Source organism: Streptomyces cyaneofuscatus (assembly GCF_042718795.1).
GTDB classification, from domain to species: Bacteria; Actinomycetota; Actinomycetes; order Streptomycetales; family Streptomycetaceae; genus Streptomyces; species Streptomyces cyaneofuscatus_A.
Genome location: NZ_JBHXOX010000034.1, coordinates 16,984 through 38,918, shown reverse-complemented (window position 1 = coordinate 38,918; position 21,935 = coordinate 16,984). Strand labels below are relative to the sequence as shown.

At 73.6% G+C, this 21,935-nt stretch carries 14 protein-coding genes; 8 read left to right on the top strand and 6 right to left on the bottom strand.

Annotated elements, in window-relative coordinates; genetic code table 11:
• Positions 1 to 235: 235 nt before the first annotated feature.
• The 3 genes from ACFWRT_RS31830 to yczE are packed head-to-tail and all read right to left on the bottom strand — an operon-like array spanning position 236 to position 3,112.
• Positions 236 to 1,609 carry an MFS transporter gene (locus ACFWRT_RS31830; protein ID WP_380953192.1) on the bottom strand — a complete coding sequence of 458 codons (1,374 nt, stop codon included), beginning with the start codon at positions 1,607 to 1,609 and terminating at the stop codon, positions 236 to 238.
• Positions 1,610 to 1,655: 46 nt separating this feature from the next.
• On the bottom strand, positions 1,656 to 2,420 hold the full coding sequence (locus tag ACFWRT_RS31825; RefSeq protein ID WP_380953193.1) for a glycerophosphodiester phosphodiesterase family protein: 765 nt from the start codon (positions 2,418 to 2,420) through the stop codon (positions 1,656 to 1,658).
• Positions 2,417 to 3,112: a membrane protein YczE gene (gene yczE / locus ACFWRT_RS31820; protein ID WP_380953194.1), complete on the bottom strand. Its 696-nt coding sequence runs from the start codon at positions 3,110 to 3,112 to the stop codon at positions 2,417 to 2,419. Before yczE ends, ACFWRT_RS31825 begins: the two co-directional genes overlap by 4 nt.
• A 102-nt stretch (positions 3,113 to 3,214) precedes the next feature.
• Here yczE and ACFWRT_RS31815 point away from each other — a divergent pair, with 102 nt between their 5' ends.
• Positions 3,215 to 4,714 carry an SCO1417 family PLP biosynthesis transcription factor gene (locus tag ACFWRT_RS31815; protein WP_380953195.1) on the top strand — a complete coding sequence of 500 codons (1,500 nt, stop codon included), beginning with the start codon at positions 3,215 to 3,217 and terminating at the stop codon, positions 4,712 to 4,714.
• Positions 4,715 to 4,749: 35 nt separating this feature from the next.
• On the opposite strand, the gene ACFWRT_RS31810 is transcribed toward ACFWRT_RS31815, so the two are convergent.
• Both ACFWRT_RS31810 and ACFWRT_RS31805 read right to left on the bottom strand, forming a co-directional pair.
• Positions 4,750 to 6,399 (bottom strand): hypothetical protein, encoded by a 1,650-nt coding sequence (locus tag ACFWRT_RS31810; protein ID WP_380953196.1) that lies wholly within the window; start codon positions 6,397 to 6,399, stop codon positions 4,750 to 4,752.
• Positions 6,400 to 6,436: 37 nt separating this feature from the next.
• Complete coding sequence (locus tag ACFWRT_RS31805) at positions 6,437 to 6,631, bottom strand: hypothetical protein (RefSeq protein ID WP_003970432.1); 195 nt, start codon at positions 6,629 to 6,631, stop codon at positions 6,437 to 6,439.
• Positions 6,632 to 6,953: 322 nt separating this feature from the next.
• Here ACFWRT_RS31805 and ACFWRT_RS31800 point away from each other — a divergent pair, with 322 nt between their 5' ends.
• The 7 genes from ACFWRT_RS31800 to ACFWRT_RS31770 all read left to right on the top strand — a co-directional run bounded on the left by ACFWRT_RS31800 (position 6,954) and on the right by ACFWRT_RS31770 (position 20,889).
• The gene (locus ACFWRT_RS31800; protein WP_380953197.1) at positions 6,954 to 7,346 is read left to right on the top strand and encodes an ankyrin repeat domain-containing protein; all 393 of its coding nucleotides are present in this window, start codon (positions 6,954 to 6,956) and stop codon (positions 7,344 to 7,346) included.
• A 290-nt stretch (positions 7,347 to 7,636) separates the two neighbouring features.
• Entirely contained in the window at positions 7,637 to 9,055 is a 1,419-nt protein-coding gene (locus ACFWRT_RS31795) for a HEAT repeat domain-containing protein (RefSeq protein WP_380953198.1), read from the top strand.
• Positions 9,056 to 9,125: 70 nt separating this feature from the next.
• Complete coding sequence (locus tag ACFWRT_RS31790; protein ID WP_380953199.1) at positions 9,126 to 9,692, top strand: DUF4240 domain-containing protein; 567 nt, start codon at positions 9,126 to 9,128, stop codon at positions 9,690 to 9,692.
• Positions 9,693 to 9,795: 103 nt separating this feature from the next.
• Complete coding sequence (locus ACFWRT_RS31785) at positions 9,796 to 13,392, top strand: hydantoinase B/oxoprolinase family protein (protein WP_380953200.1); 3,597 nt, start codon at positions 9,796 to 9,798, stop codon at positions 13,390 to 13,392.
• 105 nt (positions 13,393 to 13,497) lie between these two features.
• A complete protein-coding gene (locus ACFWRT_RS31780; RefSeq protein ID WP_380953201.1) occupies positions 13,498 to 15,024 on the top strand; it encodes a hypothetical protein in 1,527 nt (508 codons plus the stop codon).
• An 85-nt stretch (positions 15,025 to 15,109) separates the two neighbouring features.
• Positions 15,110 to 16,057: a hypothetical protein gene (locus ACFWRT_RS31775; RefSeq protein WP_380953202.1), complete on the top strand. Its 948-nt coding sequence runs from the start codon at positions 15,110 to 15,112 to the stop codon at positions 16,055 to 16,057.
• Between the two features lie 59 nt (positions 16,058 to 16,116).
• Positions 16,117 to 20,889, top strand: a complete 4,773-nt coding sequence (locus tag ACFWRT_RS31770; protein ID WP_380953203.1) for a hypothetical protein — start codon at positions 16,117 to 16,119, stop codon at positions 20,887 to 20,889.
• Between the two features lie 114 nt (positions 20,890 to 21,003).
• Here ACFWRT_RS31770 and ACFWRT_RS31765 read toward each other — a convergent pair whose 3' ends face one another.
• On the bottom strand, positions 21,004 to 21,357 hold the full coding sequence (locus tag ACFWRT_RS31765) for a hypothetical protein (protein ID WP_380953218.1): 354 nt from the start codon (positions 21,355 to 21,357) through the stop codon (positions 21,004 to 21,006).
• Positions 21,358 to 21,935: the final 578 nt, after the last annotated feature.

The window sequence follows — 21,935 nt, the reverse complement described above, 5'->3', positions numbered from 1 at the left end:
GACAAAATGTCGCTGTCGTCGTCATCCGGTCAACGTACGGTCGCTGGCAAAGATTCCCGTCGCCGGTCATGCGTCGCCCGTTCGTGCCGCTGCTTGTCTTGGGTCGAGTACCCACCCTTGCCCGGTTTGTCACCTCTGGTGGACGTTGTCACCCAACGGTTGGGCCGTTTCTACTCGCAGTAACGGTCCTCCGGGCAGGCCAAAGACGTACACTACCGGCCTTTGACTTCAACGTCTAAATCCGTTCCGGTACGGGATTGCCCGCGGCCGTGATCGCCCGCCGTACCGGCACCCGCGCGAGGAGCACCGCGCCGAGGGCGAAGAAGACGATCAGGGAGATGATCGCCTCCCGGTAGCTGCCGGTCAGCTGGTACGCCAGACCGAACACCAGGGGCCCCAGCCAGCTCAGACCGCGGTCGCTCATCTCGTACGCCGAGAAGTACTCCGCCTCCTTCCCGCGCGGCACCAGATGGGAGAAGAGCGAGCGGGACAGTGCCTGGCTGCCGCCCAGCACGAGTCCGATGGCCGCCGCGAGAACGAAGAAGAACACGGGCGCGTCGGCGGGCAGCAGATAGGCGGAGATGAGGATCGCGGTCCATACGACGAGCGAGCCCAGGATGGTGCGCTTGGCGCCGTACACCCGGGCGAGCCGGCCCATGCCGAGCGCCCCCGCCACTGCCAGGATCTGCACCAGCAGGACGGCGACGATCAGGGTCGTCTGGTCGAGGCCCAGCTCCTCGGAGCCGTACAGGGAGGCCTGGGAGATCACTGTCTGGATGCCGTCGTTGTAGACGAGGTACGCGAGCAGGAACGAGAGCGTCAGCGGATGGCGCCGCATGTCCTTCAGGGTTGCCATCAACTGCTTCCAGCCGGAGCCGACCGCCCCCTCGCCGTCCGGTGCCACCCGCCGGTCGCGCAGCCTGCGCAGCGGTACGAGGGTGAACGCGCCCCACCACACACCCGCCGACGCCAGGCAGATCCGTACCGCGTCGGACTCCGCGAGGCCGAAGGACTCGTGGCCGGTGTACAGGATCAGGTTGAGGACGAGGACCAGGGCGCCCGAGGTGTAGCCGAAGGCCCAGCCGCGTGAGGAGACCGCGTCCCGCTCCTCCGGCTCGGCGATCTGCGGCAGATAGGCGTTGTACAGGACCATCGACACGGAGATCGACGCGTTCGCCACGATCAACAGGAACGCGCCCAGCAGATAACGGTGGCCGTCCAGGAAGAACATCCCCGCCGTCGCCGCGGCACCTGTATAGGCGGCCGCCGCCAGCAGCGGCTTCTTGCGGCCTGTACGGTCCGCCGCCGCGCCCACGATCGGCATCAGGATCACGGCCACCACGATGGAGGCCGAGACGGAGTACGCGAACAGCGAGCCCGCGCGCACGGGTATGCCCAGCGGGTGCACGAAACCGTCGGGATCGGCCGCGGCCTTGGCGATCGACGTCAGATAGGGACCGAGGAAGACGGTCAGCACACTGGTGGAGTAGACGGAGCAGGCGAAGTCGTAGAAGTACCAGCCGTGCTGTTCGCGTCTGCGAGCCGCCGCCGACCCGTCGCCCGGCGGTTTTCCGGCCGGATCTGTCGTTCCCGCGGTTCCGGTGCTCAACCCGCGCCCCCTCGTCTCTCGCGTGCGGACGCGGACGGGCCCGGCGTCAGGACCAGGCTCCCCGCTCGCTCAGCACCGTACGCAGCGTCTCGATGTGATCGGTCATGATGCCATCCACCCCGAGGTCCAGGAGGGCCGCCATCCGTTCGGGTTCGTTGACCGTCCAGACGTGCACCTGGAGCCCCAGTGCGTGCGCGGTACGGACGAAGCGGGCGTCGACCACCGGGATGCCGCTCTGCCGCTCGGGGACCTGCGCGCAGACCGCGCCCGTGCGCAGCCGCGCCGGGATCCCGTACGAGCGCAGCCGCAGCCCCAGGACCCCGCGCACGCCGTACGAGGTGGCCAGGCGCGGGCCCGCCAGGCGGTGCGCACGGGCCACCCGGGCCTCCGAGAACGAGCCGACGCAGACCCGGTCCCAGGCGTCGGTCCTGCGGATCAGCTCCAGGAGGGGTTCCAGCGCCGGTTCCGCCTTGACGTCCACGTTCCAGCGGGCCTCGGGAAACTCCTCCAGCAGCTCCTCGAAGAGGGGGAGGGGTTCGGTGCCCCCGACCCTGGCCCGGCGCACCTCGCTCCAGGGCAGCGCGGAGATCCGGCCCGTGGCGTCGGTGACCCGGTCCAGCGTCGGGTCGTGGAAGGCGACGAGACGGCCGTCCACCGTGGTGTGGACGTCGGTCTCGAAGTAGCGGTAGCCCGCGGTCGCCGCCCGGCGGAAGGCGGCCGCGGTGTTCTCCACCCCGTCCGCCGCACCGCCGCGGTGGGCGAAGGCAATAGGTGTCGCGTGATCAAGATAGGGGTGGCGGCTCGGTTTCACTGCGGCAGTATGGCCTGCCCGGATGGAGGGGTGGCAACGGGGCCGGGTCCGGCGGGCGGCGCCGGGGTGACGGCCGGCGTGGCGGGCGCGGGGAGCGCGAAGAGCCGCAGGAAGAGCTGGGCCAGCGGGCCGATCGCCAGGGCGTACAGGACCGTACCGGCCCCGAGCGAGCCGCCCAGCAGGAAGCCGGTGACGACGACGGCCACCTCGATCGCCGTACGGACCAGCCGGATGGAGCGGCCCGTGACCTTGTGGAGCCCGGTCATCAGCCCGTCGCGCGGACCGGGGCCGAAGCGGGCCGCGATGTAGAGCCCGGTCGCCACCCCGTTGAGCACGATGCCCAGGACCATCACCGGGATCCGGACCCCGTAGCCGTCGAGGTCGCCGACGAGGGCGAGCGTCCCGTCCATCGCCAGGCCGACCACGAAGACGTTGGAGACGGTGCCGAGCCCCGGGCGCTGTCGCAGCGGTATCCACAACAGCAGCACGATCGCGCCGACGATGATCGAGACGACGCCGATCGAGATGCCGGTCAGCTCGGTCAGGCCCTGGTGCAGGACGCCCCACGGCTCCAGGCCGAGTTCGGCGCGGACGAGGAGCGCCGAACTCGCCCCGTACAGCGTCAGACCGACGTACAGCTGGACCAGCCGCCGGGTGAGGTGGGTGGCGCTCCGGGCGGTGGTGTCGGACACGTGTTGCCCCCTGGTGTGGTGGTAGTGGACTGCTGCATGTCACCCTGTGGCAGGGGATCGGCCGCCAACCATGGCCAATTCGAGGAAGGTGGACTGATTTCTATGACGCAGTGGACTTCGACGGTCGGGGCGGCTCAGCTCGCGCGGCAGCTCCAGGCCCAGCAGCCCCGGCCCACCGGCCCGGCCGGCCGGAAGCCGCCCGCCTACCGCGCGCTCGCCGACGGCGTACGGCTCCTCGTCCTGGAGGGCCGGGTCCCGGTCGCCGCCCGGCTGCCCGCCGAACGTGAGCTCGCCCTCGCCCTCTCCGTCAGCCGCACCACCGTCGCCGCCGCCTACGAGGCGCTGCGCGCGGAGGGGTTCCTGGAGTCGCGGCGCGGCGCGGGCAGTTGGACCGCCGTCCCGGCCGGGAACCCGCTGCCCGCCCGGGGCCTGGAACCGCTGCCCCCGGAGTCGCTCGGCTCGATGATCGACCTGGGCTGCGCCTCCCTGCCCGCCCCCGAGCCCTGGCTGACCCGCGCCTTCCAGGGGGCGGTGGAGGAGCTGCCGCCGTACGCGCACACCCACGGCGACTACCCGGCCGGGCTGCCCGCGCTGCGGCGGACGATCGCCGACCGCTACACCGCGCTCGGCATCCCCACGATGCCCGAACAGATCATGGTCACGACCGGTGCGATGGGGGCCATCGATGCCATCTGTCACCTCTTCGCGGGCCGCGGCGAACGGATCGCGGTCGAGTCCCCCTCGTACGCCAACATCCTCCAGCTCATGCGCGAGACGGGCGCCCGCCTCGTCCCGGTCGCGATGGAGGAGGGCATCGGCGGCTGGGACATGAACCGGTGGCGCCAGGCGCTGCGGGACTCGGCGCCCCGGCTCGCCTATGTGGTGGCCGACTTCCACAATCCGACCGGCGCCCTCGCCGACGAGCAGCAGCGGCGGGACCTGGTCGACGCCGCCCGCTCCGCCGGCACCGTCCTGGTCGTCGACGAGACGATGACCGAACTCCGACTGGACCCCGGCATCGCCATGCCCCGCCGGGTCTGCGCCTTCGACCCGGCCGGCAGCACGGTGCTCACCGTCGGCTCGGCCAGCAAGGCGTTCTGGGCCGGGATGCGGATCGGCTGGGTGCGAGCGGCTCCCGACGTCATCCGCTCCCTGGTCTCCGCCCGCGCCTACGCGGACATGGGCACCCCGGTCCTGGAACAGCTCGCCATCAACTGGCTGATGGGCACCGGCGGCTGGGAGCAGGCGGTGGAGATCCGCCGGGACCAGGCACGTCAGAACCGCGACGAGCTGGTGGCGGCGGTGCGCCGGGAGCTGCCGGAGTGGGAGTTCGCGGTGCCGCGCGGCGGGCTGACCCTCTGGGTGCGCACGGGCGGCCTTTCCGGCTCCCGGCTGGCGGTGGCGGGTGAGCGCGTCGGCGTACGGGTGCCCTCGGGGCCGCGGTTCGGGGTCGACGGGGCGTTCGAGGGCTATGTGCGGCTGCCGTTCACGGTGGGCGGCCCGGTCGCGGAGGAGGCGGCGGTGCGGCTCGCGGCGGCGGTGGAGCTGGTGCGCTCCGGCGCGGGCGCGGGGGCGGACGCGCCCCGCAGCTTCGTGGCCTGAGGGGCGCCCCCGGCTCACCCTTCGGCTCCCCCGGCTCACCCCTCCGCGATCGCCGCCTGCGCCTTGGCGAGCTGCCCGGTCGGTGCGGCCTCCACGGCCACGGGCACCTCGGCGGTGTCCTCGACCGGTCCGTCAGGCGCGGTGGCCGGCTCCGGCTGCGACTCCGGCAGGGGGGCGGCGCCCGGCCGCCCCGGCAGCGCGTCCAGCACCGCCTGCCGGTGGGCCTCGCTCGCGTCCTCGTCGTACGGGTCCGGCGTCGCCGGAACCTGGAGGCGCAGGACCGGCCCGGTGCCCAGGCGCGCGTACCCCCGCCCCGCCGGGACCTCCGGCGGTGGGGTGGTGCTCGGCCCGTCGCCCAGCACGGCGGTGATCTGCTCGCGGGACGCGGGGCCGAGGACGACGCGGGCCCGGGTGTGGGTCCGTACGGTCTCGGTGAGGGTCTCCAGGGCGTCGAACTGGTCGGCCAGGACCACGGTGACGCCCGCCGCCCGCCCGTGCCGCAGCGGCACCTGGAGCAGCTCCTGCGGGTCGGGCCTGCCGTCGGCCGCCGCGAGGTGGCCGAGGACGCCGGGGCGGTCCAGCAGGATCCAGAGCGGGCGCTTGACGTCCTCGGGGACGGGGTGGCCCCCTTGCCGGGCCCGGTTGGCGAAGATCAGCCGCCGTTCCGTCTCGTGCGCGGCCCACTCCAGGGTGGCCAGCGCCCCGCTGAGGCCGGACTCCACGGCGAGGACGCCGGGGCAGCCGGCGAGGGCGCCGTACTCGCCCGTCCCGCTGCCGTCGACGACGAGGACATCGCCCTGCTGGAGGGCCTGGAGGGCGATGGAGCGGACCAGGGTGGTGGTGCCGACGCCGGGCTGCCCGACGGCCAGCAGGTGGGGTTCGGTGGAGCGGTTGCCGGTCCGCCAGACGACGGGGGAGGCGTCCACGGTCGTGTCGCCGTCGCGGACCGGGACGGTGCGCCGGACCGCGTCGGGGTCGGTGAAGCCGAGGACCGTCTCGCCGGGGGCGGTCACGAAGCGCTGGGCGGCGATCGAGGTCGACAGTGGGGCCGGGACGGTCATGACGAGGCGGTTGGCCTCCTCGTCCCAGGCGAAGTGGTACTCGCGGGCGCGGCCCGACTTCGCGTGCAGCAGCTGCTCGATCCGGGCCCGGGCGGCGGCCTCGCCGTCGGTGAAGTACGCCGGGTAGGAGATCTGGAGGCGGGAGATCCGCCCGTCGGCGTCGAAGGCGTACCCGTCGAAGGCCTTCTCCCAGTCGCCGCCGTGGGCGAACAGCGGGTCGGGATCCTCGGGCACCGAGAAGTACGGCACGAGCGCCTCGTACAGCGCGCGCAGGCGGGTGGACTCCGCCTCGTCAGGGCCGGTCTTCACGGGGGTCCGCTCCCGCCCCTTCCACGCGGCGGCGCCCATCACCGTGATCAGGGCCAGGATCGGCCCGTACGGCACGAGCGCCACGGCGAGCACGCAGGCCGCGGCCAGGAACAGCTTGGGACCACGCCGTTCCTTGGGGGTCGCGGCCCACTTCTGCCGGCCGGAGACGGCCAGCAGCCGCAGACCACGCAGGATCGTGATCAGCGGATGGAGCACATCGGTGGCACTGTCGGCGGCCGTGCGCGCGATCTCTCTGCTGCGAGTGATCGAAGCGCTGCCGCTGCGCAGAACGCGGGGGAGTGGTCGCCGTGCCACAGCTGTCTCCTGAAGGGGTGGGAGCGGTCGCGGAGCGTCAGAACTTGATCCCGCCCAGCAGACCGGCGAGGCTCGCCCCGCCTGCCGTGATGCTCGGCGCGATCGCGGTGCCGGCCAGGTAGAAGCCGAACAGCGCGCAGACGATGGCGTGGGACGCCTTGAGCCCGTCCTTCTTGAAGAACAGGAAGACGACGATGGCGAGCAGTACCACGCCCGAGATGGAAAGGATCATGAGCGGATCTCCTGGTTGAGGGGACAGTCACCATGAGTCCTTCCAGGATCACGCGAAGTATCTATACGATAAAAGGTGCAATAGAGTGAATAAGCTACATTTTCACTTGACTGGTGGAGCGGAACCTGTGGCCCGCGCGCGGTATTTCGGAGTCCGTGCCGGGCATGAGTCACCCGCGGTGATCTTTTGCCGTATCCGGGCCCGGCCATGTCCGTCCCGGAGCAGTACCCTGTCGATTCACTCGTACGGCCCCCTGCCGTACACCCCCCGGTCGACAGCGGCGGTGACAGCCGCCGCACGGTCAAGGAAGGCGGCCCGCGCGATGAGCGAAACTCCCGATCCCGAGGTGGTCGAGCTGGCGACCAAGGTCTTCGGCCTGGCCCGCACCGGCGAGACCGAGGCGCTCGCCGCGTACGTCGACGCCGGCGTCCCCGCGAACCTCACCAACGACCGGGGCGACTCACTGCTCATGCTCGCCGCCTACCACGGGCACGCCGCAGTCGTCACCGCCCTCGTCGCCCGCGGCGCCGACCCGGACCGCGCCAACGACCGCGGCCAGACCCCGCTGGCCGGAGCCGTCTTCAAGGGCGAGGACGCCGTCATCGACGCCCTGCTCAGCGCGGGTGCCGACCCCGCCGCCGGAACACCGTCCGCGCGGGACACGGCCCAGATGTTCGGCAAGGCCGACCTGCTGGAACGCTTCGGTGCCCGTTGAGGGGCGGGCGGGCGCGCCTGCGGGCATGTCCGCCGAGGGGTCCGCTGACCGGTCCGTCGTAAATGTGGTCGCGGTGGCGAAATGGCTGGGTCATCATGACGTCGCGGGTCCGTTTCGGGCCACCGACGAGAGGCAGAGAAAGATGGTCTACACCAAGCACAGGACGACGGTCGGCCGATCATGTCGCTGCGCGGCGTAGGAGTGTCCGCCGGACACCCCCTCGTGCCCACGAGGCACGGGGCACTGCACAGTCCCGGTTGCGTCGACAGCTTGATGTGAGGCTTTCTCCCATGTTCGATCCGTTCATAGCGCCGAGCGGCACCCTGCTCGGCCTGCTGCAGAGGGGCCGCGGCGACGGCACGCTCCACGCGCTCGCCGCACCGCGCCCCGAGGCCCTCGCGGCCCTCAACCACTGTGTCGTGAGCGACCCCCGTCACGACTGGCAGGTGGAGAACCGCTCCCTCTACTACGCCCGCCTGTACCTGGATCTCGACGGCGGTATCGAGGAGATCGAGCGCCACCTCGGTGACCCCGACGACCACACGGACACCGACGACTCCCGTACCGGCCTCGCGCTCTCCGTCCTCGGCCACCTCGCCTCCTACGGACGCGACGACGCCCTGGCGCTGCTCCGCCGCTACGCGGCCACCGGCGCCAACTGGGCCTGGGCCCTGGACGAGCTCGCCCTGCGCGACGACGACGCGGGCCTGCGCTCCCTCGCCCTGCCCGTCCTGGGTCGTTTTCCGGCCACCGAGGAAGGCGCCGCCGAACTCGCCGCCGCCGTACGCGACTCCTTCGAGCCGCGCCCCTGGCGGCTCTGGGCCGACGACCCGCGCGAAGCGGTCGGCGCCCGCGTGCGGGCCGCCACCGAACAGGGCTCGTTCGACCGCTGGCAGCGCCAGATGCGCCCCGGGGGTCCCCGCCCCGGCTGGAGCGTCCAGGCCGTCTTCGACTGGGCCCAGCAGGCGCTGGAGCGCGGCAGCGAACTGCACGTCCCCGCGGCCCGCTGCCTCTCCGCCGTCGCAGGCCCCGAGGACCGTCCCCAGATCATCGAGGCCGCCCGCGACGGCTCCGACGGCGCCCGCTGCGCCGCCCTGCACTACCTGGCCGAGGCGGCCGACCCAGCCGTCCTCGACCTCATCGAGTCCGCCGCCCTCAGCCCCTCCCGCACGGTCGCCGACGCGGCCGTCGCCGCCTTCGAGCGGATGTGCGGCGAGGACGCCGTGGAACGCGCCCGCCGCTGGGCCCGGCGCCCCGACGCCCTCGGCGCCTCCGCCGCCGGGATCCTCGCCTGCCGCGGCACCGCCCAGGACGCTCCCCAAGTCCTCGGCGCGCTGCGGGAGGCCGTACGCGGCGACGGGCCCGACGCCCCCCGGCTCTGGACCCTCGTGGACGGCACCGGCCGCCTCGGCATCGCCTGCGCCGCCCCCGTACTGCGGCACGTCTACCGCGAGACGTCCTCCTCGCACCTGCGCGGCCGGGCCGCCCGGGCCCTCGCCGCCACCGACCCCACCTTCGCCACCGGCTTCGCGGTGGAGTGCCTGTGGGACTGCGAGGAGACCACCCGCGAGGTGGCCGCCCTGCACGCCGAGACCGGGGACATCCGCGTCGCCGAACGCCTGCGCCGGCTCGCCGCCGACCCGGCCGAGGAGGCCGAGGTGCAGACGGCGGTACGGAGCCGGATCGGCCCGGACGCACCGGCGCTCTGACCGCGCGAACCGAGGTGGGAGGGGCGTTGTCGGACCTCCGTTGTCAGACCCCCCTCCTACGCTTCTCACCATGGACATCGACACGTGGTGGGGGCTCGTCGGACGGGCACGTGAGGCGGCCGGGGACCGGGCGGACGACCGGGACCCGCCCGACGACCCACTGCCGGGCGCGCTGACCGATGTGCTCGCGGCCCTGGAGCCCGCGCAGATCGTCGACTTCGCCGTGACGGCGTACGAGGTGACCGCGGCCGCCTACCGGTGGCCCTTGTGGAACGCGGCGTACCTCATCGAGGGCGGCTGCGGCGACGACGGATTCATGGACTTCCGCGACGGGCTCGTCCTGCTGGGGCGGGAGGTCTTCACCCGGGCGGTGGCCGACCCCGACGCGCTGGCCGGGCTGCCCGTCGTGGTCCGGATGAGCCGTGGGGAGAGCGGCTGGATCGGCTACGGGTCGCTGACCGGGCCGGTGAAGGCGGCGTACGAGCGGGCCGGGGGCGAGGCCTTCCACGAGGCGGTGGAGGCGGCCGACCGGGGTCGCATACGGACCGGGGAGCCGGGCGGGGAGAACGCGGACGCGGAGGACGCCGACGCCATGCGCCGGCGGCTGCCCCGACTGGCAGCGCTCTTCCTGGACTGAACGAGGGCTTCCTCACCCTGCGGGCTTCCTCTCCCCGTGGGCTTCCTCTCCCCGTGGGCCTCCTCTCCCTGCGGGTCGGCTCCCGCCGGAACACAATGGCGCCATGACCGGACGCTGGGAGTTCTGGATCGACCGGGGCGGCACCTTCACCGACGTCGTGGGCCGCCGCCCCGACGGCCGGCTGGTCACCCGCAAGCTCCTCTCGCACGACCCCGACCGCTACGACGACGCGGCCGTGGCCGGAATCCGCCTGCTCCTCGGCCTCGGCGACGGTGAGCCGGTGCCCGCCGACCGGGTCGCCGCCGTCCGGATGGGCACCACCGTCGCCACCAACGCCCTGCTGGAGCGGCGCGGCGAGCCGACCGTCCTGCTCGTCACGGAGGGCTTCCGGGACGCGCTGCGGATCGCGTACCAGAACCGCCCCCGCCTCTTCGACCGGCGCATCGTCCTCCCGGAGGCCGTCCACGAGCGCGTGATCGAGGTCCCCGAACGTATCGACGCCGAAGGGCACACCGTACGAGCCCTGGAACTCGACTCCGTACGCGAGCAGTTGCGCGCCGCCCACGCCGACGGGCTGCGCAGCGCCGCCGTCGTCCTGATGCACGGCTACCGCCACCCCGACCACGAGCGGGCCGTCGCCGAAGCGGCCCGCGAGGCCGGGTTCACCCAGGTGAGCAGCTCCCACGAGGTCAGCCCGCTGATCAGGTTCGTCCCGCGCGGCGACACCACCGTCGTCGACGCCTACCTCTCACCCGTGCTGCGCCGGTACGTCGACGAGGTCGCCGCCCGGCTGGCGGGCATCCGGCTCCTGTTCATGCAGTCCAACGGCGGACTGCGCGAGGCCGCCGCGTTCCGGGGCAAGGACGCCGTCCTCTCCGGCCCGGCCGGGGGCGTCGTCGGCATGGTCCGTACGTCGCAGCAGGCCGGGCACGACCGCGTGATCGGCTTCGACATGGGCGGCACCTCCACCGACGTGTCGCACTACGCCGGAGAGTTCGAACGGGAGCTGGGCACCCAGGTCGCCGGGGTGCGGATGCGCGCCCCGATGATGAGCATCCACACCGTCGCGGCGGGCGGCGGCTCCCTGCTCCACTTCGACGGCCGCCGCTACCGGGTCGGGCCCGACTCCGCCGGCGCCGAACCGGGCCCCGCCTGCTACCGCCGGGGCGGCCCGCTCACCGTCACCGACGCCAACGTCATGCTCGGCCGCATCCAGCCCGCCCACTTCCCCGCCGTCTTCGGCCCCGAAGGCGACCTGCCGCTCGACGCCGACCTCGTACGGACGCGGTTCGCGGACCTCGCCGACGAGATCGGGCGCGCCACCGGGGACCGGCCGGCCGAGGCCGAAGTGGCGGCGGGCTTCCTGGAGATCGCCGTGCTCGGCATGGCCAACGCCGTCAAGAAGATCTCCGTGCAGCGCGGTTACGACATCACCCGCTACGCCCTCACCGGTTTCGGCGGCGCCGGCGGCCAGCACGTCTGCGCCGTCGCCGACGCGCTGTCCATCGACACCGTCCTCGTACCGCCGCTCGCCGGGGTGCTCTCCGCGTACGGCATCGGTCTGGCCGACGCCACCGCGATGCGCGAACAGTCCGTGGAGGCGGAGCTCGACGAGACCGTACGGGAGCGGGTCGACCGGCTCTGCGCGGAGCTGGCCGACCGTACGCGGGACGACCTGCGCGCCGACGGAGTGCCCGATTCCGCGATCGGCACCCGGGCCCGGGTCCTGCTGCGGTACGCGGGGACGGACGCGGCGCTCGCCGTGGCCCTGGACTCCGTGGCCGCGATGAGCGAGGAGTTCACCGCCGCCCACCGCACCCGGTTCGGCTTCACGATGGACAAGCCGCTCGTCGTCGAGACGGTCTCCGTGGAGGCCACAGGGACCACCGGGGAGCACGGATCCGATCCCGGTGACCCCGCACCGCGCGAGGGCGCGCTCCAGCCCCGCGCCACCGTGACGATGTACGCCGGGGGCCGGGAGCAGCAGGCCCCCCTCCACCGCCGCGAGGACCTCCGCCCCACCGACACCGTCACCGGACCCGCCATCGTCGCGGAGGACGACGCCACGACCGTGGTGGACCCCGGCTGGCAGGCGACCGGCAGCGACACCGGGCACCTGGTGCTCACCCGGGCCCGCCCCCGGCCGGAACGGACGGCCGTCGGCACCCGCGTGGACCCGGTGTTGCTGGAGGTCTTCAACAGCCTCTTCATGTCGATCGCCGAGCAGATGGGCGTCCGCCTGGAGCACACCGCCCACTCCGTCAACATCAAGGAGCGCCTCGACTTCTCCTGCGCCCTCTTCGACGCCGACGGCAACCTGATCGCCAACGCCCCGCACATCCCGGTGCACCTCGGCTCCATGGGGGAGTCCATCAAGGAGGTGCTCCGGCGCAACGAGGGCACCCTGCGCCCCGGTGACGTGTACGCCATCAACGACCCGTACCACGGGGGCACGCACCTCCCCGACGTCACCGTGGTGACCCCCGTCTTCGAGGAGGACGAACTCCGCTTCCTGGTGGCCTCGCGCGGCCACCACGCCGAGATCGGCGGCACCACCCCCGGCTCCATGCCCGCCTTCAGCCGGACGATCCACGAGGAGGGCGTGCTCTTCGACAACTGGCTCCTGGTCCGCGACGGCCACCTCCGCGAGGCCGAGACCAGCGACCTGCTCACCTCCGCCCCGTACCCCTCCCGCTCCCCGGACACCAACCTCGCCGACCTCCGTGCGCAGATCGCCGCCAACGAGAAGGGCATCGCGGAACTCCGCCGCATGACCGACCAGTTCGGGGCCGATGTCGTGCGGGCCTATATGGGGCACGTCCAGGACAACGCGGAGGAGTCCGTACGCCGGATCGTCGCCCGCCTCCACGACGGCGCCTTCCGCTACGAGACCGACGCCGGGGCCGTCATCCAGGTGGCGCTCACCGTCGACCGCGACACCCGTGGCGCCGTCCTCGACTTCACCGGCACCTCGCCGCAGCAGCCCGGCAACACCAACGCACCCCGCTCGGTGGTGATGGCGGCCGTCCTGTACGTCTTCCGCACGCTGGTCGGTGAGGACATCCCGCTCAACAGCGGCTGTCTGAAGCCGCTGGACGTGCGGATTCCGCCCGGTTCGATGCTCGACCCCACCTACCCGGCGGCGACCGTCGCGGGAAACGTGGAGACCTCGCAGGCCGTCACCGGAGCCCTGTACGGAGCGCTCGGCGGCCAGGCCGAGGGGTCCGGGACCATGAACAACCTCACCTTCGGCAACGACCGCGTCCAGTACTACGAGACGGTCGCCAGCGGCTCCGGGGCGGGCGACGGCTTCGACGGCACCGACGCCGTGCAGACCCATATGACCAACTCCCGGCTCACCGACCCCGAGATCCTGGAGTGGCGGCTGCCCGTACTCCTGGAGAGCTTCGCCGTCCGGGAAGGCAGCGGGGGAGTGGGGCGGTGGCACGGCGGCGGGGGCGTGGAGCGCCGGATCCGGTTCCGGGAGCCGGTCACGGTGGCGCTGCTCTCGGGGCACCGCCGGGTCCCGCCGTACGGGGCGGAGGGCGGGGAGCCGGGGGCGCTCGGGGAGCAGTACGTCGAGCGGGCGGGTGGCGGTGTGGACCGGCTGGAGGGATGCGACACCGCCGAACTGGACGCCGGTGACGTGCTGGTGGTGCGGACGCCGGGCGGCGGGGGGTACGGGCCCGCGGGGGCGTGACCGGGGGCGCGCGGGGCCGGCCGGAAGCCGTGACGCGGCCGCCTGCCGCCGGTCGCATAAAGGCCGTTTCGACCGTTGTCAGTGCGAGGACCTAATCTGTCCCTCGTGACTTCGCCTGCCGACACGGAAAACGCTGCGCCGCAGCTCAGCGCGGGGCCGAGGCCTGCCCCGGGCCCCGCCGCCGACGAGGGGCTCTCGCGGCGGCTGCGCGCGCTCGCGTGCACGGCACCGCTGCACGACCTCGATGTGCGCAAGGCGAATCTGGCCGGGGAGTACACGGTCTACGCCATGGCGGAGGTCGCCCTCGCGGCCATCGACCACGTCACGCTCAACATGGACTTCGACACCGGGGCCGACCACGACCAGATAGTGGCCAGGCTGCTGCCCCGCGTCGGTGCCCAGGCCCCGGACCGCCCCGTCGCCGAGCACGAACGGGTCGCGCGCTGGGTCCTGGAGAACCTGATCAACGTCGGCAGCGTCGACCGCGGCTTCCGCGCGGTCTACGGGACCTTCGGCCCCGACGGGGTCTACGTCCGCCGGGACTACGACTTCAAGCTGATCGAGGAGGTCCCCGGCTACGGCGGCACGGTCTACCTCCGCGCCACCGACGAAGCGGTCAACGTCCTCGTCGGCGCCCTGGACACCGATGTCACCAGCGCCCAGATCGCCGCCGAGGTCAAGCTGGAGGTCCTGATCAGCCGGGGCCGCCTCGCCGACGCCCAGCTCGCCGCCGAACAGGCCCGCTACCGCACCGTGCAGTACGCCGAGACGCTGCGCCGCACGCTGGAAGCCACCCGGCGCAACGTCCGCGCGGTCGACTGGCTCACCACCGTCCCCGACATGATCGCCGAAGCCCTGGACCACGTGGCCGACCGCTACCGCCACGAGAACGCGATCCTCACCAACATCCGCAAGGCGCGCGACGAGGCCGAGGAGCCCGAGCACAAGCGCCGGGCCGCCGAGCTCGTCGACATCGTCAAGGACTGCATCCGCCGCCACACCCAGCTCCAGTCCCGGCTCCTGGAGGCCGGACCGCTCTTCCGGGCCGAGCAGGACCGGCAGGCGTTCGCCACCCCGACCGCCCACGCGGGCCTCGATCTGTACGGTCAGCTCCTCGCCCCGCTCCTCCCGCTCCCGGTCGAGCAGTCCACCCGGGCCACCGACGCCTTCTTCGCCCACGGCACCGGCCTGCGCACCCCCACCTCGGTCCGTGTCGGGGACCTGGTCGAGATGCTCCTGACCCCGCCGCTGGAGCGGGAGCACCTCGGCATGGAGATGCCCGAGCCGGACCTGATCGCCACCCCGGACGACAGCCGCTTCAGCGACGCCCAGCTGAGCAGCGCCATGGCCCTGCTCGACCTGGAGCACGACGCCCCGCGCCGGCTCTCCGGACTGCTCGCCGAGGCCCGCCGCGGCGACCCCGAGCTGCCCTACCTGGTCGCCCTGCTCGCCGTCCACGCCGCCAGCCCGCCGGTCGGCACCGCCTACCGCCAGGGCGAGCGGCGCCTGCTGTTCGCGGTGGACGACGGCACCGAGCTGGACGACCCGGAGTTCGGCGGCGCCGACCTCATCGTGGGCATGGCTCTTCTGGACGCCGCCGGAATGGCCGCGGACCGCAAGGAGGCCTCATGACCGGCCGCCCCGTACGTCCTGTGCACCCCCACCTGTTCCGTACCGACGTGCACCCCCACCTGTTCCGTACCGAGGAGTCCCAGCCGTGAGCGACCACGACGCCGAGCACCCCGACGCGTGGACCGAGCCCTCCGCGTACGCCGGTTCCTCCACCGCGTACGCCGGTGACTCCGCGCACCCGCAGGGAGCCGCGCCCACCGGCTCGCCGGCTGTCACCCCGGCCGACGCCGCCGACGCCGCCCGCCTGGTCTCCTTCGGGCTCCAGCCCAAGCTGCTGCCCGCCCGCGACGCCGAGTACGCCGACCTGCTCCGCCGCTACCGGGAGGAGAGCGCCTTCGCCCGGCTCGCCGACGCCGTCGCCACCGGGCTCGGCCTCATCGTCCTGGAGGTCTCCCCGCGCGCCGGGATGGCCGTCACCGCGGGCGAGGACTCCGTCTTCGCCGTCCGCATGGGCGACTACGCCCGCCGCGCCTCCTCCGACGCCGCCGACCGCTTCCTCCACGGCCTCGCCCACCTCGCCGTCGCCGCCCTCGCCTTCCCCCGCCCCGAGGACCTCGCCGACGACGCGTACATCGGCCGCATCACGGTCAACGGCGTCGACGCCTTCGTACGCCAGGCCTGCAAGCGTCTGGAGGAGCGCGCCGAGGAGCAGGGCGACAACACCGACCCCGCCACCGACACCCCCGGCCTCGAATCCGGCTGGCGCATCTACGCCCGCCGCAGCTCCACCGGCGCCACCAAGGACGCCCGCCGCCTGGCCGGATCCACCACCGGCATCATCGGCAAGGCCGTCGCCTTCCTCACCGACTCCGGCTTCCTCCAGCGCACCGGCGACGACGCGGGTGGCGCCTACCGCACCACCGCCCGCTACCAGCTCCAGGTCCGCGACATGGCGGGCAGCGCCGCCATGGCCGAGCTGCTGGAGCTCGGCGTCGTCCCTGTCACCGACGGCACCGCCACCCTGCTGCCGCCGTCCGACCCCGACGACCTGGAGCTGGCGGCCGACGCGGGCCTGCCCTTCCACTCCTCCTGACCCCGCCCGCACCACCTGCCGCTCCGCACCCGCTCACCGAACGACGAGAGTCCGCCGCCATGTACGAGTTGTCCCGGGTCCGCCTCTACTCCATCGGGCCTGCCGGTGCGCGCTACGCCGACACCGTCCTCGACCTGCGCGGCGTCGGGAAGCCCGTCCCCGACCCGGCCCCCGCCCAGGCGGAGTTCTTCGAGGACGAGCCGGTCGGCCCGCCGCGCCGCCCCGCCCCGGCCGGCGTGCTCTTCCTGGAGAACGGCGGCGGCAAGTCCGTCCTGCTGAAGCTGATCTTCTCGGTGATGCTCCCCGGCCACCGCAACACCCTCGGCGGCGCCAGCTCCGGCGTGCTCCGCAAGTTCCTGCTCGCCGACGACTGCGGCCATGTCGCCCTGGAGTGGCAGCACACCCTGACCGGTGAGTGCGTCGTCGTCGGCAAGGTCAGCGAGTGGCGCGGGCGGCAGGTCTCCAACGACCCCCGGAAGTTCGCGGAGGCCTGGTACTCCTTCCGGCCCGGCCCCGGGCTCAGCCTGGACAGCCTGCCCGTCGCGGAGGCCACCGCCGTCGGGCGCCCCGCCGAAGGGGTCTCCGGGGCCCGGGGCAGGCGCCGCACCATGAAGGGGTTCCGCGACGCCCTGGTGGACGCGGGCAAGTTCTACCAGCACCTCGACGTGCACTGGGAAGAGATCCACGACCGCTGGAACGAACACCTCGGCGACCTGGGACTCGACCCCGAACTTTTCCGCTACCAGCGCGAGATGAACGCCGACGAGGGCGAGGCCGCCGGACTCTTCGCGGTCAAGAAGGACTCCGACTTCACCGACCTGCTGCTGCGCGCCGTCACCGACACCCGCGACACCGACGGCCTCGCCGACCTGGTCAGCGGCTTCGGCAACAAGCTGGGCCGCCGCGCCGAGCTCACCGCCGAACGCGACTTCACCGCAGGCTCCGTCGAGCTGCTCAACCGCATCGTCGAGGCCACCGAGACCCGCGCCCGCAGCCGCGACATCCACGCAGGCGCCGAACGCCGCACCCGCACCCTGGCCCGCCGACTGAGCGCCCGCGCCGCCGAGGAGCGCGGCCGCACCGCCGAGCTGGCCGAGCGGGTCACGGCCGCCGCCCACACCGTGACCGAGGCCGAGTCCACCCGCGGCCACCGCTCCCTCATCGCCGCCGAACTCGCCTACCGGCACGCCTCCCTGGCCCTGGCCGGCGCCGAGAAGAGCGCTGCCGTCGGACGCAAGGAGCTGGCCGAGGCCCGCACCCTGCACGCCGCCTGGCAGGCCGCCGAGGCCGTCCTGCGCCACCGCGCCGCCGCCGACCGCTCCACCAGGGTCGCCGCCGCCATCCGCGAGGCCGAGCGCGATGCCGCCCCGGCGCTCGCCGCCCGCGCCACCGCCGCCGCCGACCTCGTACGGGCGCTGCACACCGCCGCCGAGGACGGTGAGCGCGTCGCCAACGAGCAGGAGGAGCGCTCCGACACCCTCCAGGCCACCGGCGAGCGCGCCCACCGCGACGCCACCGTCGCCGCCACCGAGGCCCAGCGCGCCCGCAGCGAGGCCGGCCACCTGCGCCAGCGCCTCGCCGAGGTCGAGCAGGAGACCAGCGAGGCCGTCCAGGCCGGCTGGCTCGACAACACCGAACCCGACGCCGACCCGGCCCGCGCCGCCCTGGCCGCCAGCGACGCCGAACAGTCCGCCGTCGCCGCCTGGGACACCGCCCGGGAGGCCGCCCGCACGGCCGCCGACCAGGCCCGGGAGGCGGCGGCCGCCGAGAGCCGTGCCGAGCTGGCCGCCGCCCGCGCCGCCGACGGAGCCAAGGCGACGGAGCGGAGTTACGAGGACGAGCTCAAGGCCGCCGATTCCCTCGCCGCCGACCCCCGCCTCGCCGACCTGCTCGGCCTGCCCACCGGCATGGGCGTCCCGCACCCCCGCCGGGGAACGGGCGAGGAGACACCGGGCGGGGCACAGCGCGAAGCCGCACGCACCGGCCCGCAGAGCGACGGCACCGCCACCGAGACCGCCCCGGAAGGCACGGTCGCCGTCGCCGACCAGCCCTCGACGCCCCACCAACCCCTCACCGCCCAGGAGTTCGACCGCAGCGCCGACGAGCTGCGTGACCTCCTCGACCAGTCCGTCACCGCCGCCGAGCGCCGCCTCTTCGACCTGCGCACCGCCGCGGCCGACGACGCCCGCATCCTCGGCGCCCTCGGCGAGGGCGGGCTGCTGCCGCCCGGCCCCGACGTCCTGGCCACCGTGGAGTATCTGGGCGAGCACGGCATCCCCGCCCTGCCCGGCTGGCGCTATCTCGCCCAGGCCGTCGACCCGGCCGACCACGCCGCCGTGCTCGCCGCCCGCCCGGAGCTGGTCGACGGCGTCGTCATCACCGACCCCGACGCCCACACCCGCGCCCGCGACGTCCTCGGCTCCGCCGCCCTGCTGCCCCGCTCGGCCGTCGCTGTCGGTACGGCGGCCGCCCTCCTGGCCCCCGTCCCGGACCCCGGCACCGGGTCCGACGCCCAGCACGACGGCGTCTTCCTCGTCCCGCCGAACCCGGCCATGCACGACGAGCACGCCGCCGACGAGGAGCGCCACGCCCTGCGCTCCCGCGCCGCCGCCCGCGACGAGGACATCCGCGCGCTCGCCGCCCGCCTCTCCGGCGACCGTGCCCTCGCCTCCCGCATCGGCTCCTGGCGCGCCGACTGCCCGCCCGGCATGCTCGCCGAGCTGGCCGAGGCCGCCGCCACCGCCCGTACGGTGGCCGAGCACGCCGAAGCCGTCCTCGCCGAGGCCCGTACCGCCCGCGCCGAGGCGGACGAGGCCGCCGCCGACACCGCCCGGGTCCGCGAGGAGCGCCAGGAGGCCGCCCAGCGCGCCCGCCGGGTCGCCGACGCGCTCGCCGGGCTCGCCCACCGGCTGCGCGAGCGGGCCCGCTGGCAGGTCCGGCTCCGCGAACTGGTCGACGAGGCCGCCGAGTCCGAGGCCCGCGCCGCCGTCTGCCTCGACCTGGCCCGCTCCGCCGACGAGGACCGCAGGGCCGCCCAGCGCGCCGGGGACGACGCCCGCCGCACCGCCCGCGCCCTGCGGGCCGAGCGCGCGGAGATCGCCGGCGTACCCGAAGTCCTGCCCGCGGCCGATGAAGCGCGGCCCCGCACCGCGCTGCCCACCCTCCGCGAGGCCTACCGGGCCGCCTCCCAGCTGTACGAGAAGGTCGGCGTCGGCGCCGACCTCCGCGCCGAACAGGCCCGAGCCGAGAGCGACGAGAGCGCCGCCCTCGCCGAGCTGGACCGCCTCACCAACAAGGTCCGCACCCGCGCCGCCCAGCTCCTCGAAGGCACCGACGGAGCCGACGGCCCCTCCCGCCAGGCGGCGGCGGCCCGCGCCGAGTCCCACGTACAGCTCCTGGAGACGCGGGCCTCCACCGCCAGCGAGCAGCTCGGCCGGTACCGAGGCGAGGCCGAGCGGCTCGCCCCCGACGACGAGCGGCCGCACCACACCGAGCTGCCCGACGAGCTGGTCCCGGCCGACGCCGAGCAGGCCCAGGCCCTCCTGCGTACGGCCACCGGCGAACTGGCCGCCGCCACCGCCGCCCTGGACACCGCCCGCGCCGCCCACAGCGAGCTGCTGCACGCCCACCGCACCGCCGAGGACTCGGCAGGCGGCTTCGACGAGACCGCCGCCCTCCTGCGCGACCTGCTCCGCGACCACGGTACGGAGGACGGCACCGATGGCCCCGACCCGTACCCCGCCACCCTGGAGGAGGCCCGGCAGTCCGCCGCCGAGGCCCGCCGCTCCCTGCGCGGCTGCTCCACCGACCTCTCGGCCGCCGAGAGCGCCGTACGGGAGGCGAGCGACATCCTCGTACGGCATGCCAACTCCACCCGCTACGAGCAGGTCCGCACCCCGGCCCGCCAGCAGATCCGCGAACTGCCCGCATCCGCACTGCCCGAGCACGCCCAGAAGTGGGCCGACGCCTTCGCACCCCGGCTGCGTGTCCTGACCGACGAGCTGGTCCAGTTGGAGCGCAACCGCGACTCCATCGTCGACCGGCTGCGCGGCCTGGTCGAGTCGGCCCTCGCCACGCTCCGCTCCGCGCAGCGGCTCTCCCAACTCCCGGAGGGTCTGGGGGAGTGGTCGGGCCAGGAGTTCCTCCGGATCCGCTTCGAGGAGCCCGACCAGGCGACCCTCACCGAACGCCTCGGCGAGGTCATCGACGAGGCGACGCACGCCGCCCTCAAGAAGAACTCCGACCTGCGCCGGGACGGCATGTCCCTGCTGCTGCGGGGAGTCGAGGCGGCCCTGCGGCCCAAGGGCATCGCCGTGGAGATCCTCAAGCCGGACGCCGTGCTCCGCGCCGAGCGGGTCCCGGTCGGGCAGATGGGCGACGTCTTCTCCGGCGGCCAGCTCCTCACCGCCGCCATCGCCCTCTACTGCACGATGGCGGCGCTGCGCAGCAACGACCGGGGCCGCGACCGCCACCGGCACGCGGGCACGTTGTTCCTGGACAACCCGATCGGCCGCGCCAACGCCACGTATCTGCTGGAGCTCCAGCGCGCGGTCTCCGACGCGCTCGGTGTGCAGCTGCTCTACACGACCGGCCTCTTCGACACGACGGCGCTCGCCGAATTCCCGCTCGTCATCCGGTTGCGCAACGACGCCGACCTGAGGGCCGGGCTGAAATACATCAGTGTGGAGGAGCACCTGCGCCCCGGGCTGCCGCAGCAGGACCCGGACGGCGAGACGGTCCACGGCGAGATCACGGCGACCCGCATGTTCAAGCGAAGCACCCAGCAGCAGGCCGCCCAGCAGCAGGCCGCCGAGCCGCAGCCGAACGCGTAACGCCCGGCCCCCGCGGACCCGATGAGGCACCGGGTCCGCGGGCGGGTTTCACGCCCAGGAGAGTCGATCCGCGGGCAGGGTTCACGCCCGCAAGAGATGATCCGCGGGCAGGCCTCACGCCCGGGAGAGATCGCCGGCGTTCCGGCGGCCGCGTATCCTGCCGCCCCCCTCGTCCCGCTCGGCCGCTCGTGCCGCCCGCTGGGCCCGCCGCCGCTCCCGGCGCATCTGCCGGGCGGTGCTGCTGGGCTCGGACACCACGCCGTGGCGCTGGTTCCACACCTGACGGGTGACCCAGACGTCCAGCACCGCCCAGGTGGCGACCACCGTGCTCGCCACACTGCTGACCACCATCGGGAACGCCAGCCAGGAACCGGTCAACGTGCTCAGGAAGGCGACCATCGCCTGGATGATCGTCAGCGACATGATGAGGACGGCGCGCACCGCGGCCGTCCGCACCGCATCAGGCATCCGCCGCTTCCTGGCCGGCTCCTCCACCCACAACTGCCGCGGCACCCGCGCCCCGTACGCCGCGTCCGCGCTCGCGGTGCCGACCGGTGCTCCGGCGCTCCCGCGCTCCTGCGTGCTCAAGGTCCTTCAACTCCCCACCACTGTCCGACTGCAGGGTGGCTGCCCGGCTTGCGCCGGTTCTACGCGGGCGGATGGACTCCGTACCGCCGCGCGCGCCCCCGCCGTGCGTCTACCCCGTACATATGGACGAACCACCCGCTCCGAAGATTCCCGCTGAAAGCCGCCGCAGAGCCCCAGAACGCTACGGAACGAATAATTCCAGCCAACTGATCCGGGCCCGAACTCGGGGGATCGGCGGGGACCCTCTGTCGCTTTCGCGAATTTCATCTCCGGGAATACCGGGACAACTCATGATCAAATACTTTCCGGACGGCTGAAAATCATCCGGACGTGTCTTCGAGTTGTCTCTGTGTCAGTAGTAGGCTCGCGCCGTTTATTGACGCAGGACGGACCCTCGCCCGCGTCGTCCGATGCGCGCCCGTGTACGCACGGCGAACGTCGGGGCAGGGTCGAGGGAC

Bases quoted from the DNA above. Each gene is read 5' to 3' on its own strand.
- ACFWRT_RS31815 (WP_380953195.1), top strand. From the start codon at position 3,215: ATGACGCAGTGGACTTCGACGGTCGGGGCGGCTCAGCTCGCGCGGCAG.
- ACFWRT_RS31805 (WP_003970432.1), bottom strand. From the start codon at position 6,631: ATGATCCTTTCCATCTCGGGCGTGGTACTGCTCGCCATCGTCGTCTTC.
- ACFWRT_RS31800 (WP_380953197.1), top strand. From the start codon at position 6,954: ATGAGCGAAACTCCCGATCCCGAGGTGGTCGAGCTGGCGACCAAGGTC.
- ACFWRT_RS31795 (WP_380953198.1), top strand. From the start codon at position 7,637: ATGTTCGATCCGTTCATAGCGCCGAGCGGCACCCTGCTCGGCCTGCTG.
- ACFWRT_RS31790 (WP_380953199.1), top strand. From the start codon at position 9,126: ATGGACATCGACACGTGGTGGGGGCTCGTCGGACGGGCACGTGAGGCG.
- ACFWRT_RS31785 (WP_380953200.1), top strand. From the start codon at position 9,796: ATGACCGGACGCTGGGAGTTCTGGATCGACCGGGGCGGCACCTTCACC.
- ACFWRT_RS31770 (WP_380953203.1), top strand. From the start codon at position 16,117: ATGTACGAGTTGTCCCGGGTCCGCCTCTACTCCATCGGGCCTGCCGGT.
- ACFWRT_RS31765 (WP_380953218.1), bottom strand. From the start codon at position 21,357: ATGCCTGATGCGGTGCGGACGGCCGCGGTGCGCGCCGTCCTCATCATG.